Source organism: Chitinophaga silvisoli (assembly GCF_003412465.1).
GTDB classification, from domain to species: domain Bacteria; phylum Bacteroidota; class Bacteroidia; order Chitinophagales; family Chitinophagaceae; genus Chitinophaga; species Chitinophaga silvisoli.
Genome location: NZ_QTJV01000007.1, coordinates 22,782 through 36,086, shown reverse-complemented (window position 1 = coordinate 36,086; position 13,305 = coordinate 22,782). Strand labels below are relative to the sequence as shown.

The following is a 13,305-nucleotide window of genomic DNA, read 5'->3' as shown; positions in this document are numbered from 1 at the left end:
AGTATCCCCACTGGTATACATTTGCAAGAGGTCAGGAGAACCTGCCTTACTACGAAAAACTATAGTAATACTGAAAATGAGCGCAAATAAATTGAAAGAAAGAAAAAAAATTTCCTGTCCGGTGGAGTATGCCGTCTCGGTTCTGAGTGGAAAATGGAAATTGCGGATCCTGTATGCGATTACGAAACAAAGTCCGAAGCGATTCAAGGAGCTGGAAAGGGAGATCAGTGGTATTACCCCTACTATGCTCACGGCTCAGCTGCGTGAACTGGAAAGGGATGGAATTATTGAAAGGGAGGTTTTTGCAACGGTGCCACCAACAGTGGAATACAGGCTCACAGCGTTTGGTAAGACGACTGCTCCGATGATGAATGAAATCAAGAACTGGGGGCTGTTGTTGAAAGCCCATCAGGCAGGTAATAATGGCAATGAGATTTCATAACTTCCTAAGCACCTCCTGTGCTTTTTTGTTTTCTGAAGGAAGTCCGATAGTGATGCGGATCCATGTATTGTAAGGTGAAAACAAACGGGCGATCTGTACTCCTTGTGCTTTGAAGGCAGCGGCTACCTGCCCGTAAGGTTTGCCGGTATTGAAGTAAATAAAGTTGGCCTGGGAGCTGGTGTGCTCCAGGTGTAAACTATCAAGCAGCTGGTTCCATTTTTTTCTTTCCGCGGTAATGGTTTTATTAAGTTGAGGAACATAACTTTTATCAGCCAGTGCGGCTTTGGCAGCGACGATAGAAAGCCTGTTCAGGTCATGTACATTCCCCAGCCCTTTATCCTTCAGGAATTTTGCGATTGAGGGAGCTGCTACGCAATAGCCGATGGATAAACCAGCCATGCCGTAGGCCTTTGCAAAGGTGCGGAATACGATGATGTTATCTCCTTCTTTGATATTGTTAACGGCAGTTCTGCCGGCGAAATCATCGGCATATTCGAGGTAGGCTTCGTCCACTAAAATGATCGCCTGTTTAGCGGCTGTATGTAGAAAGTCGTGAAAAGTTTGTTTGTCGCTGACAGTACCGGAAGGGTTGTGGGGGTTGACAAGAAAAATAGCGGTGGTGTGCTCATTTATTTTGCTGCTAATGGCCTGCAGGTCGTTTTCTTTCCTGTCATTCAGGGGCACTTCTATCACCTTTCCTCCTACGCTGGCGGCAGCATCCGTAAACACCGGGTACCCGGGTACAGAATAAATGAATTCCCCGCCTTTTAAGCCCAGGAAAACCCCGAGTTGGGCAAGTATCTCTCCCGTGATGATTTGGTCTTCTTTTACGCCCTCTTTTTGGGCAATAGCGGCAATCAGCGCATTTGCATCCGGCCCGGGATAACGGGCAATATTGGCCATCTCTTTTTTGATGGCTTCCTGCACTCCGGCTGCGGGCGGATAGGGGTTTTCGTTCAGCGATAATTGTTGTGCACCGGCGTTCAGGCACATAAAAAAGAAAATAGTGGGAATATAAAAGCGATACATAACCGACATTTTATTATCCCACTAAAATACTAGAGTTATTGCAAAAAATCAACTAGCCTTATTAACGAGGCGTCTCAGCAGTATTGCGAATACCAGGGCAATCACTAACAACACGCTAAAGCAATACAGTGTGCCATTATAGCTGCTGCTCGCACTTCTGGCTATCGCTGCGAAGAGCGGACCAGCCATACCGGCAGCTGCCCATGCGGTAAGCATATACCCTACAATTGCGCCCAGTTCTTTGGTACCAAAGAGGTCACTGACATATGCAGTGGTAGTAGAAAAGCCGGCACCATAGCAGGATACGATCAGGAAGATGATGAGCTGGAACAGCATTGCGTTGTGTACGCTGGGCAATATCAGGAAGGAAGCAATGGCAATACAGAGGAAAGTGATATAGGTATTAGGTCTGCCCAGCCAGTCAGATGCCGCGGACCATCCGATACGGCCACCGCCATTAAAGATCCCCATCAAACCTACCATTGCTGCTGCGGCAGCGGTGGAAAGGCCGGCTGATTCCTGCGCCATAGGAGAAGCGGCTGAGATGATGGCGATACCGCAACTGATATTGAGGAAGAACATCACCCAGAGGAACCAGAATTTCTTTGTACGGATGGCTTCTTTTGCAGTCATACCCGTATTTTCTTTAGCCTTTGCAGGTCCGCCATAGCCTTCGGGTGGAGGTGCGATGTAGGAGGATGCAGCAAGGATGACTACAAAGTAGCTGCCGCCCATGATAAAGAAGGTGGTTGGGATACTGGTATTGGCGATCAGGTATACGATCAGCGGGCTACTGATTAAGGCCGCAAAACCGAAGCCCATGATGGCCAGACCGGTTGCCAGTCCTTTTTTGTCAGGGAACCATTTTATCAGTGAGGTGATAGGTGTGATATAACCCAGGCCCAGGCCGATACCACCGATTACGCCATAAGACAGGTACAGCCCCCACAGTGAGTGTGCATATACTGCCAACCCTGAGCCGGCGATGCCTGCTCCGAAGAAAAGCGCCGCAAGTCGCCCGGATTTTTTCGGGCCTAGCTTTTCAACATAACTGCCCAGAAAGGCGGCAGACATACCCAGGAAAAAAATAGCCAGGCTAAATGTAAACTGTGTCTCTTTCAGTCCCCATCCAAGTTGCGCTATTAATGGTTTTGTGTATACACTCCAGGCATACACAGAGCCGATGGAGAGATGGATCCCAACTGCGGAGGCTGCAATGAGCCACCTGTTCTTAAGTTTGTTCATGGTTGTGATGAATTATGCATATATTTTCAACTGTTCGGCAATCAGCTCTCCCATGTTCCGGCAGCGGCTGAATCCATCGTGGTGATGGAAAGTGGCCAGTTCCCCGGCCAGCTGGTCTACCTTTTTCTGCGGGGAGATCTGATCGTCTTTCATACAGGCCAGCAGATCATCCAGTCTGTAACGTACCAGGCGGATGCGGTTATTGATTAAGCTCCGCTCCTCTTCCTGGTACTGCCGCATGGTCCGGCTGTCCATATGTTTGATACCAAGGCTTACCAGTTGATTGTTATCTTTAAAGAAGTGTGGCAGGTAAAACTGTCTTCTGCCTTCATAAGATTGCTGGTCAAAGTCGATGGCACGGATCCGGTATTGGTTTCCTTCTATATCAGGTGTGATATGTACTACATAGTTATAGGCGCGCATATCGCCCAGCAGGCGGATAAAGCAGCGTTCGTTGAACTTCACGAATTCTTTACAGATCCTGATCTGGTTGAATTTGGATGTGTTCAGGCGGTTTTTGATAAACACGTCTCCTGGCAGACCTGAGATGTGTTCTTCTATCAGGGTTTCGCCATCGGTAAGATAGGCGATCCTGTTAGGTGACAATATATGTTCGAGTTCCAGTCCGTATACACGGGAGGCATCAGATATTTTTACGTAGAAGTAATCGTAGTTATCATTCAGCGTATTCAGAACGCGTACCCGGAAAGGCTTGCTATTACCAAAGGTGCAGTAGTCGATCTGGGATACCTGTAAGTGCTCGGTAAAAGCGGTATCGCCAGAGGTATTCATAATGGCATAGATGAGGGTGAGCGCGGGGAATAAGGTTTCCATATGCGCAGGATCGTAATAAACGGTTTCCCAGAGGGTGTCTTTACCATCTTTGTCCAGCAGTGGTATGCTCACATGAAAACGGAGCAGGTCACTGTAGTTTACCAGTACTTTCAGGTCACGGTTATACTTACGCAGGTATTCCATCAGGGGCTGCCTGACGGGATAAACCAGTTTCTTACGGGATTGAACGTCCATCATACATTGAGCATAACAGGTAGTGACACAGGCTGCAGGTTCATCGACATGAAGCAAAATGGATCATTACCGGATAAAAAAGTAGCTGGCCGGGTCAGCGGCCAGCTACAGAAGTATAGCAGATTAAGCACTAACAGGTGCCTTGATCTTCGCATTGGTCACCTCAGCTTTCTGAGGACCTTCGAAGGCCTTGATATAGAGCTGTTTCATTTCGCTGATCAGTGGGTAGCGGGGATTAGCCGGTGTACATTGGTCATCGAAAGCCTGTTCAGACATTGTATCAAGAGATGCATAGAATTTGCTTTCTGACACGCCGAATTCCTTAATGCTCTTAGGAATAGCTACCTGAGCTTTCAGTTTTTCGATCGCTTCGCACAGCAGTTCTACTTTTTCCGCATCGTTTTTACCACCCAGTTGCAGGTAGTCAGCGATACGAGCATATCTCCAGCGGGCGTTAGGATATTTATACTGAGGGAAAGCAGCCTGTTTGCGAGGGTTTTCAACAGCATTGAAGCGGATTACTTCAGTGATGAGCATACCGTTCGCTACACCGTGAGGCACATGGTGGGTAGCACCCAGTTTGTGTGCCAGGGAGTGACAGATACCGAGGAAAGCGTTGGCGAAGGCCATACCAGCGATGGTAGAAGCGTGTGCCATTTTTTCTCTTGCTTTCACATTGGTTTTGCCTTCGTTGTAAGCAGCAGGCAGGTATTTGAAGATCAGGCGGATGGCTTCGAGTGCCAGGCCATTGGTGTATTCACTTGCCAGTACGGAAACATATGATTCCAGTGCGTGGGTAAGCGCATCGATACCGGAAGCAGATGTGAGGCTCTTAGGCATGTTCATCATCAGTTCGGCATCTACAATTGCCATATCAGGAGTCAGTTCGTAGTCAGCCAGCGGATATTTGATACCAGTGTTTTCGTCAGTGATAACTGCGAAAGGAGTTACCTCGGAACCAGTACCTGCGGAAGTAGGAATTGCGATGAAGCTGGACTTGATACCCATTTTAGGGAAGTGATACACGCGTTTGCGGATATCCATGAAACGCATTGCCAGGTCTTCGAATTTTTCTTCCGGATGTTCGTACAGTACCCACATGATCTTTGCAGCATCCATTGGTGAGCCACCACCTAAAGCAATAACGGTATCAGGCTGGAAGCTGGCCATTTCTTCAGCACCTTTTCTTGCACAGATCAGGGTTGGATCAGGCTCTACATCGAAGAACACGGTGTGAGCGATACCCAGTTCGTCCAGGATCTTTGTTACTTTTTCAGCATAGCCCAGGCCATAGAGTACTTTATCAGTTACGAGGAATACTCTCTTCTTGCCTTCGTCTTTCAGTTCTCTGAGAGCAACTGGCAGACAGCCATATTTGAAGTATACTTTTTCAGGTACTTTAAACCACAGCATATTTTCTCTTCTTGCAGCTACGCTCTTTATGTTCAGCAAATGTTTTACACCTACGTTTTCGGAAACAGAGTTACCACCCCATGAACCACAACCGAGGGTCAGGGAAGGAGATAACTTGAAGTTGAAGATGTCACCGATAGCACCTTGTGAAGAAGGCATATTGATGATGGTACGGCCGGTTTTCATAGCAGCACCGAATCTGTTCACCCTGTCCTGAGAAATGCTTGGATCGGTATACAGCACGGAGGTGTGACCGAAACCACCCAGTTTAACAAGGCGGGTAGCTTTGTTCAGGGCTTCATCGAAGTCTTTGGCTTTGTACATAGCCAGTACAGTAGACAGCTTTTCGTGGCTGAATGGTTCATCCAGTTCTACAGAAGTTACTTCACCAATCAGGATTTTGGTTTCTTCAGGAACGGTGATACCTGCCAGGGCAGCGATCTTAACAGCAGGCTGACCTACGATGTTGGCATTGAGTACGCCATTGATCAGCAGCAGCTGGCCAACTTTGCTGGTTTCAGCTTTGCTCAGGATGTAAGCACCGCGGTCGATGAATTCTCTTTTTACTTCTTCGTACACTTTATCAACTACGATCACGCTCTGTTCGGATGCGCAGATCATACCGTTGTCAAATGTTTTGGAGAGCAGGATGGAGTTCACGGCCATTTTCAGGTGGGCAGTCTCATCGATGATAGCAGGTGTGTTACCGGCACCTACACCGATGGCAGGTTTACCTGAGGAATAAGCGGCTTTGACCATACCGGGGCCACCGGTTGCCAGGATTAGATCAGCTTCTGCCATAACCATCTGGGAAGATTCAACGGAAGGCTCTTCGATCCAGCCGATGATATCTTTTGGTGCCCCAGCTTTAACGGCTGCATCCAGTATGATCCTTGCCGCTGCTATTGTGGAATTTTTAGCTCTTGGGTGAGGTGAGAAAATAATGCCATTGCGGGTCTTGAGTGCAATCAGTGCTTTAAAGATAGCGGTGGAAGTTGGGTTTGTAGTTGGAACTACAGCCGCGATCACACCGATTGGCTCAGCGATTTTGGTGATGCCAAAGGCTTCATCAGTTTCGATGATGCCGCATGTCTTTTCATCTTTGTACTGATTATAAATATACTCAGATGCAAAATGGTTCTTTATCACTTTATCTTCCACCAAGCCCATGCCGGTCTCTTCCACCGCCATTTTGGCGAGGGCGATACGGGCATTGTTAGCCGCTATAGCCGATTGGCGAAAGATCTCATCAACCTGTTCCTGGGTAAAGGTGGAAAACTGTACCTGCGCTTTCCGTATTCTTTCAATCTTGTCGATTAAATTTTTTGAATTAGGTTCCATGTTAGAGGAGTTGATATTGATAAATAATTCCTTAACAAAGGTGGGTAGAAGTGAAATTATAACCGATGACGGGTTTGGCATAAGTCGTTGATACAAATCAGTGACCTTGGGCAGGATGACCTTGGGCAGAAAAAAGACTTGGACAATAGAAATATTTTACTATTTTGTAACCATTACCTTATATCTGATGAAATTTTACGGCCTACAACTGTTGATGCTATTAGTAGCAGGGAGGAGTGCGTATGGACAGACCATGGCTCCTGATTTTAAAGATTCTGTACATGTGAATGCGGTATTGAATACCCGGGAAACAGCACCGGGCACCACAATTGAGCAATTTTTCAAGGACAATCCCGGTCCGGTAAGAATTTCTTACACTGAGCATCCATATTTCTACACTTACAAAGTCAATCCCGGACCTTTACTGGCTTCCGCCGTCATGATCGGCTATGGGGCCGCTACCTTTCACGTGCGCCCATTGCATGACCTGGACCTGTCTACAAAACAGGAAATCCGCGGGGAGCATCCGGCATTCAGGACTACGATTGACAACTACCTGCAGTATGCTCCCATTTTTGGGGTGTATGCGCTGAATGCCATGGGTATTCATGGGGAACATAACTTTAAGGACAGGACTATTATCCTTGGTATGTCTTCTTTGATCGTATGTGGCTCTGTAACGGCGGTGAAGACGCTCACCCACCGGGAAAGACCCGACGGCAGTGCAGCGAATTCATTTCCTTCCGGGCATACGGCGACGGCGTTTATGAGTGCGGAGTTTATGCGGATGGAATACCGGAATGTGAGTCCCTGGTATGGCCTGGGTGGGTATATGGCTGCTACGGCAACGGGTGTGTTGAGGATGTATAATAACCGGCATTGGTTGAGTGACGTAGTGGCCGGGGCTGGTGTGGGTATCCTGAGTACGCAGGCTGCGTTCTGGTTGTATCCGAAAATCCAGAGAGGATTGAGCGGGAAGGGGAATAATGAGACGATGATAATGCCTACCTATGATGCGGGTACGAAATCGGTGGGGATCAGTGTAGTTTGCTTGCGGTAATAGATGATTGGATCTTTATAATACTATATAAATATACCAGCACCCTCTCTCCGGTGCTGGTATGGTCTTCTAATAATCAGTTTATAAATTCCTTTATATAGGCCACTGCCCGGGGATAACCACCTGCAGCTCTAAAGGAGTCGCTGATCTTTTTCATGTTGGCTGTGTATGACGGATCGCGCAGCACCTTTTCAACGGCATCCTGCAGGATAGCAGGGGTAAGCGTTTCATGGTCCAGAGAGATAGTGGCACCCAGGGCAGCGGTTCTCTCAGCGAGATCGGGCTGATCTGCGCCGAGAGGGATGGCTACAAAAGGAACATCGTTGTACAGCAGATCACTGATACTGTTCATACCGGCGTGGGTAATGGCTACGTCGGTATGTTGTAAAATGGCCAGCTGTGGGATATAATGACGAACAATAAAATTGTCCGGAATTTTAAAATGACTGAGGTCTACATTGTAGGCAGCCATGACGACCGTCACATCTTTACCCGCAAATGCATCGAAGAAAACCTGGTAAAGTGCAGGCTTAAAGTTGCTGAAGACGGTACCGAGGGAGATGTAGATAACTTTCCTGTCTTTTAATAACTTAAAAGGAAAGTCGGATTTCTCTTTCCGGTCGAATACAGGAGGGCCTACGAAGCGGTAGGTGTTGTCGGACAATTGATCTTCCGGAACGAAATACCGGGAGGAATAGACGAGATTTAATCCACCCAGGTTGATCATTGTGGCCACAAATTTATCCGGCAGGATAACATTGTATTTTGCTTTTATTGCTTCCCGCATCAGGGCATATTCCGGTGGTGTCGGGAACATGTCTGCACTTTCAAGAAAATTATTTATTCCAAGGAAAATCCCTAAGGATGAAATAGTGGGTATTTTCAGGACCTGTTTGAATACTTCCGTAAATGGAAAGGGGGTGGAATGAATGATGTAATCGAATTGAATTCCTTTTGTTTGTGAGAATATATCTTCAATAATGTTGGTCGCTTCCCTCATCATGGTACACATGGGGTCCTCCTCTCCTTCTTTCTCAGGCCTGAACAGATCCAAATCTACCAGGTATTGTTTATATAGCGCGCCGGTGGCTTCAATTTTTTCCCTGAATGTTCCTGTGGCGAAGTAAATGACTTCGTCTCCGTTTTTAACCAGTTCGCTGACGAGGCCAATGGTCGGGTTTACGTGGCCGTGTGAGGGTACACTCAGGAATAGTACTTTTGACATAGCGTTGTTTTGTAAGAATGTAGACGGGGAGTTGGGGGATATATTTTAGAAAATGAGAAAAATATTTGCGTAACCTGAAAGTTACATATATTTGTGTAACCAAAAGGTTACATGACATGCATAGAGACTTATCATTCAAATGGTTTTTCCCGCATTCACCCGCAGCGGTATGGGAATGCCTGACGGAGCAGGAAGCGATCGCCGAATGGCTGATGAAGAATGATTTTAAACCGGTGGTTGGGCACAAATTTAATTTTCATACGAAGCCGATTCCGAAGATGGATTTTGATGGGATTATATATTGCGAGGTGCTGGAGGTGGTGCCTATGCAGCGCCTGGTTTATACATGGAAGGGGGGCCCGATGCCGGGTGTGATTACGCTGGATACGGTGCTTACCTGGACCCTTGTGGCTAAGGAGAACGGAACGGAGCTAAGATTGGAACACAGCGGGTTTAAAGGATTTAAAAATTATCTATCCAGCCTGTTTATGGGTGCGGGATGGAATGGAAAGATTCGTAAGAGATTGGAAACACTACTAAATGAAAAAGCAAATGCTACAACCTGATCCATTCCAGGCGATTGCCGATCCGGGCAGAAGGGAGATTCTGTTTTTGTTGTCAAAAGAGAAATTATCTATGAATGCACTGGCAGAGAATTTTGAGATTAGCAGGCCGGCAGTGAGCAAGCATGTGAAGATTTTGTATGAGGCGGGGTTGATTATGATTACGGAGGTGGGCAGGGAAAGGTACTGTGAGCTGAATCAGGATGGGTTTAAGGAGATCAGTGAATGGATGGCGTATTATGAAGAGTTCTGGAAGGCGAAGATGGTAGGGTTTGGGAAGGTACTGAATAAGCGGGCAAGGCAGTAGCGTGGAAATGGGTGTAATTGAGGAGGGGCATAATTTGGGAAGATTTAATTTGAAGAGGTCTGTACACCAGGAGATTTATCTGCCCGTTTCAGGCATCAAATTGCCGTTTTCCCCCTGAATTATGCCCTGGCACAGCTATACTATTGTATCTTTAAACCGTGAAAAAACATGACGGATACTTCGGCATGCTCATCTCAGCATGCATCGCTATATTAGCAAGCTTCCCAAGGATGCTCCGCATGGAGCCATTCTCCTGGTGGGCGATCATTCATTTCTTCCTGCATTCATTCCTCTTTGGCCTGATCTGCTGGTTCCTGCACAACTGGTTTATCACGGAAACCTTCCACCGGAAAAGGGAAGATAAGATCATAATAGCACTGTCATATATTGTGCTGGTCGCCTTGCTTATTTTTCCTTACAATTACCTGATGTCATTATTATACGATGTTTCCGAAGGCTTCCTGGAAATTCCTATAGCCCGGAAACAGTATATGCTGTTCCTCAGAGGCCTGGTTACCAGTGGCCTTTTCTATTTCATACAACATCATAAGATGGTGGTATTTCAAAAACAGGAAAGCCAGTTAGAAATAGAAAGACTGAAACAGGCACAACTGGAAGTAAGCCTGAATTCACTGAAAGAACAGTTAAGCCCGCACTTCCTGTTTAACACCCTCAATACGCTATCTACCCTCACTTCCGAAAAACATGTGAAGGACTTTGTGAACGAGCTTTCCAACATTTACAGGCATGTATTGCAACACAAGCAGAAAGATACGGTGACCCTTACACAGGAGCTGCATTTTATTCATTCCTATGTTTACATCCTGAAAAGCAGGTTTGAAGATGCCATCAATATTGACATAAATATTGCGGAAGCCGACCAATCATTGCACATTCCTGCCCTCACCCTGCAACTGCTGATTGAGAATGCTGTCAAACATAACATGGCGACAAGTTATAAGCCGCTTTCCATTCAATTATTCAGGGAAGGAGATTACCTGGTAGTGATTAATAACCTGCAGGCCAAAAACAGCGTGAGCTATTCTACCGGTACAGGTCTGCATAACATCCGTCTACGCTATCAGCTGATCTTTAATAAAGAAATCGTAATAGAAAAAACCAGCACACATTTCATCGTAAAATTACCTTTAGGAGCATGAATGTACTGATTATAGAAGATGAGCCGAGAGCGGCAAAAGAGCTGAAAAGTATGATTCAGCAGATAGATGATACCATCCAGGTAGCAGGCATACTGGAATCTGTAGAACAGGCGAAAGACTGGTTTGCCCATAATACCCAGCCGGACCTGATTCTTTCAGATATTCAGCTGGCGGACGGGTTAAGTTTTGAAATTTATAACCAGGTGCAGATTACCAGTGCAGTGATCTTCTGTACAGCATTTGATGAATACCTGATGAATGCTTTTGACACAAATGCTGTCAGCTATTTACTCAAGCCTGTTACGATTGAGAAACTGGAAAAGGCACTGGAGAAATACCATAGTATGAAGGCTTCGTTTGCCAATGAGCCTTTGCCCAATAATTTACATGCCCTCCTGCAGGTGATTAAACCTGTGCACAAAACAGCGCTGCTGGTCAATGAAAAAGAGAAAATCATTCCTGTACAGGTAAAAGATATTGCCTGTATCTACCTGGATAATACGATCCTGCAGATTACCACCCTGCAAAATAAGAAGTACTTTATCACTGCGACGATGGATGAGACAGAGCGGCTATTGGACCCTGCCCTTTTTTACAGGGCGAACAGGCAGTACCTGATTAATAAGGCGGCTATTGCGAATGCAGAGCGGTATTTTGCCAGGAAATTAGTTGTGAAGCTACTTGTACCTACTGAAGAACAAATAGTGGTCAGCAAAGCGAAATCAGGGGAATTCCTGCAATGGCTGGAGAGTTAGGGAGCGCCCGCTTCATCCCCTTATCTGCCCGCCTCACCCACTTAAGCCCCACCCCTCCCGACATATTTAGCCAGTTTTGCATTATCAAATCAAACAAAGCAAAATGAAAACACTGGCTTTACTTTTATTACTCATCAGTTCCTCCTTCTCCCCCGACAGCATCCTTGGCAAATGGACCAATGCTGACAAATCAAAAGAACTGACTTTAGTCAAAAACGGGGATGGTTACACCGGCACCTCCGAAGGGAAAGAAATCCTGCAACACCTTGTTTATAACAATGGCTCCTACACCGGCAAAGTATTTCTCCCCAAACGGAACCAGACCTTCCCCTGCACAATTAAGCTCAAAGGAGACGATACCATGGAAATCACGGTCAAAGCAGGCTTTATGAGCCAGACCAAAGTATGGACAAGAATTAAATAAGGACCTGCATATGAAAAAGTATCTCACCGGTATCCTATGCTGCCTCAGTGTACTACCGGTGTCTGCACAGCTCAGCTTCTCGTCCGTCCAGGACATCTGGAAATACGCCGATGCGCATAATATACAGATCACGGCAGCCATTGCCAGCGAAAAAGAAGCTGCGCTTAGTGTCAGACAAGCCAAAGGTGCCTTATTACCCAGCCTTAGCGCTAATGGCAACTATACAGACAATATCAAGCTACAATCGACCTTAATACCAGCGCACCTGTTTGACCAGACCGCAGCAGAAGGCACTTTTTACGAGGCTACTTTTGGAAAGCGTTATAACTACAATGCCGCTGCCAATGTACAACTGGACCTGATCAATACACAGAACTGGTTTGCCATCAAAACCGCCAGACTGGATAAGGAAATAGCTGCCCTTAACATACAGAAAACAAGGCGTGACCTGTACGAGCAACTGGCAAACAGCTATTATTCTTACCTGCTGGCGGATGAGGCGGAAAGATTGTCCCGCTCCAATTCAGTGACCATGGATACCGTATTCGCCTCCGTGCAGCGTAAATACAATGATGGCTTTGTGAGTGAAGTGACGATGAACAATGCCGCTATCAACAAGGAAAAGGCGGCTAAGAGTCTCGCAACAGCGACGCAAAACAAACTGCTCCAGCGCAATAACCTGCAACAGTTATTGAATACCGGAGACAGCATTGTACTCAGGGAGCAGGCGGTAAGTCCTTACTTCCCCCAGCCCTTTGCTACCGATCCGGATGTGACTATTGCCTACGAAGAGCTGCTGAAATCAAAAGCACAATGGCAGTCTTCCAAAGCGGCCTATGCACCTACTCTCTCCGCCGTGTACCAATACAACAGGATGATCTCGACAGATCATTTCATGTCTTTCAGCAATAGTAATGACCTGCCAAGCCAGTACTGGGGACTGCGCCTGTCCGTACCAATCTTTTCGGGTAACAGTCGTCATTACAACGTGCAGAAAGCAAAGGTAGAGATGGAGCTAAAACAACAGCAATATCAATCTATGGGTCTGCAGTCTCAACTGACCAATCAGAATATCCTGATCTCCTACAATACGGCCTTCAAAGATCTGGAGAAAGCAAAGGAAATCCTGGCTATGTACAGCAGCAATGATACACATGCCAGCCGCTTGCTAAATGAAGGTTCAATCTCTATTGACGACAGGTTGAAATACTATTCAGATATGATCACTAATCAGCAGGAATACCTGCAGAGTATGAGCGATTATTTTATTCAATCTTATCGCCTTCAAATCAGGACTATAAACATCTATTAA

13 protein-coding genes are annotated in these 13,305 nt (G+C 46.4%); 8 read left to right on the top strand and 5 right to left on the bottom strand.

The window, feature by feature from the left end:
• The first annotated feature begins 76 nt into the window (after positions 1–76).
• Positions 77–442: a winged helix-turn-helix transcriptional regulator gene (locus DXN04_RS18900; RefSeq protein ID WP_116854957.1), complete on the top strand. Its 366-nt coding sequence runs from the start codon at positions 77–79 to the stop codon at positions 440–442.
• On the opposite strand, the gene DXN04_RS18895 is transcribed toward DXN04_RS18900, so the two are convergent.
• The 4 genes from DXN04_RS18895 to adhE form a co-directional block, all read right to left on the bottom strand.
• Positions 437–1,471, bottom strand: a complete 1,035-nt coding sequence (locus DXN04_RS18895; RefSeq protein WP_158569074.1) for a pyridoxal phosphate-dependent aminotransferase — start codon at positions 1,469–1,471, stop codon at positions 437–439. The two genes, DXN04_RS18900 and DXN04_RS18895, sit on opposite strands and share 6 nt — an antisense overlap.
• Before the next feature lie 48 nt (positions 1,472–1,519).
• Entirely contained in the window at positions 1,520–2,716 is a 1,197-nt protein-coding gene (locus DXN04_RS18890; protein ID WP_116854955.1) for an L-lactate MFS transporter, read from the bottom strand.
• Between the two features lie 12 nt (positions 2,717–2,728).
• A complete protein-coding gene (locus DXN04_RS18885; protein ID WP_233525631.1) occupies positions 2,729–3,748 on the bottom strand; it encodes a hypothetical protein in 1,020 nt (339 codons plus the stop codon).
• Positions 3,749–3,868: 120 nt separating this feature from the next.
• Positions 3,869–6,499: a bifunctional acetaldehyde-CoA/alcohol dehydrogenase gene (adhE, locus tag DXN04_RS18880; protein WP_116854954.1), complete on the bottom strand. Its 2,631-nt coding sequence runs from the start codon at positions 6,497–6,499 to the stop codon at positions 3,869–3,871.
• Positions 6,500–6,686: 187 nt separating this feature from the next.
• On the opposite strand from adhE, the gene DXN04_RS18875 reads away from it, so the two are divergent.
• Positions 6,687–7,559 (top strand): phosphatase PAP2 family protein, encoded by an 873-nt coding sequence (locus DXN04_RS18875; RefSeq protein WP_233525630.1) that lies wholly within the window; start codon positions 6,687–6,689, stop codon positions 7,557–7,559.
• Positions 7,560–7,635: 76 nt separating this feature from the next.
• Here DXN04_RS18875 and DXN04_RS18870 read toward each other — a convergent pair whose 3' ends face one another.
• Positions 7,636–8,784 carry a macrolide family glycosyltransferase gene (locus DXN04_RS18870; RefSeq protein ID WP_116854953.1) on the bottom strand — a complete coding sequence of 383 codons (1,149 nt, stop codon included), beginning with the start codon at positions 8,782–8,784 and terminating at the stop codon, positions 7,636–7,638.
• Positions 8,785–8,900: 116 nt separating this feature from the next.
• On the opposite strand from DXN04_RS18870, the gene DXN04_RS18865 reads away from it, so the two are divergent.
• From DXN04_RS18865 to DXN04_RS18840, 6 genes are all read left to right on the top strand, one after another.
• Positions 8,901–9,350, top strand: a complete 450-nt coding sequence (locus DXN04_RS18865; protein WP_116854952.1) for an SRPBCC family protein — start codon at positions 8,901–8,903, stop codon at positions 9,348–9,350.
• Positions 9,325–9,654, top strand: coding sequence for an ArsR/SmtB family transcription factor (locus DXN04_RS18860; protein ID WP_233525629.1), 330 nt, complete (start codon positions 9,325–9,327; stop codon positions 9,652–9,654). Before DXN04_RS18865 ends, DXN04_RS18860 begins: the two co-directional genes overlap by 26 nt.
• A gap of 158 nt (positions 9,655–9,812) precedes the next feature.
• A complete protein-coding gene (locus DXN04_RS18855; RefSeq protein WP_147319984.1) occupies positions 9,813–10,814 on the top strand; it encodes a sensor histidine kinase in 1,002 nt (333 codons plus the stop codon).
• On the top strand, positions 10,811–11,569 hold the full coding sequence (locus DXN04_RS18850; protein ID WP_116854950.1) for a LytR/AlgR family response regulator transcription factor: 759 nt from the start codon (positions 10,811–10,813) through the stop codon (positions 11,567–11,569). The genes DXN04_RS18855 and DXN04_RS18850 overlap by 4 nt, the downstream gene beginning before the upstream one ends.
• 103 nt (positions 11,570–11,672) lie before the next feature.
• Positions 11,673–11,993, top strand: coding sequence for a DUF2147 domain-containing protein (locus tag DXN04_RS18845; protein ID WP_116854949.1), 321 nt, complete (start codon positions 11,673–11,675; stop codon positions 11,991–11,993).
• Between the two features lie 10 nt (positions 11,994–12,003).
• The gene (locus tag DXN04_RS18840; RefSeq protein WP_116854948.1) at positions 12,004–13,305 is read left to right on the top strand and encodes a TolC family protein; all 1,302 of its coding nucleotides are present in this window, start codon (positions 12,004–12,006) and stop codon (positions 13,303–13,305) included.

Bases quoted from the DNA above. Each gene is read 5' to 3' on its own strand.
- DXN04_RS18900 (WP_116854957.1), top strand. From the start codon at position 77: ATGAGCGCAAATAAATTGAAAGAAAGAAAAAAAATTTCCTGTCCGGTG.
- DXN04_RS18895 (WP_158569074.1), bottom strand. From the start codon at position 1,471: ATGTATCGCTTTTATATTCCCACTATTTTCTTTTTTATGTGCCTGAAC.
- DXN04_RS18890 (WP_116854955.1), bottom strand. From the start codon at position 2,716: ATGAACAAACTTAAGAACAGGTGGCTCATTGCAGCCTCCGCAGTTGGG.
- DXN04_RS18885 (WP_233525631.1), bottom strand. From the start codon at position 3,748: ATGATGGACGTTCAATCCCGTAAGAAACTGGTTTATCCCGTCAGGCAG.
- adhE (WP_116854954.1), bottom strand. From the start codon at position 6,499: ATGGAACCTAATTCAAAAAATTTAATCGACAAGATTGAAAGAATACGG.
- DXN04_RS18875 (WP_233525630.1), top strand. From the start codon at position 6,687: ATGAAATTTTACGGCCTACAACTGTTGATGCTATTAGTAGCAGGGAGG.
- DXN04_RS18870 (WP_116854953.1), bottom strand. From the start codon at position 8,784: ATGTCAAAAGTACTATTCCTGAGTGTACCCTCACACGGCCACGTAAAC.
- DXN04_RS18865 (WP_116854952.1), top strand. From the start codon at position 8,901: ATGCATAGAGACTTATCATTCAAATGGTTTTTCCCGCATTCACCCGCA.
- DXN04_RS18860 (WP_233525629.1), top strand. From the start codon at position 9,325: ATGAAAAAGCAAATGCTACAACCTGATCCATTCCAGGCGATTGCCGAT.
- DXN04_RS18850 (WP_116854950.1), top strand. From the start codon at position 10,811: ATGAATGTACTGATTATAGAAGATGAGCCGAGAGCGGCAAAAGAGCTG.
- DXN04_RS18845 (WP_116854949.1), top strand. From the start codon at position 11,673: ATGAAAACACTGGCTTTACTTTTATTACTCATCAGTTCCTCCTTCTCC.
- DXN04_RS18840 (WP_116854948.1), top strand. From the start codon at position 12,004: ATGAAAAAGTATCTCACCGGTATCCTATGCTGCCTCAGTGTACTACCG.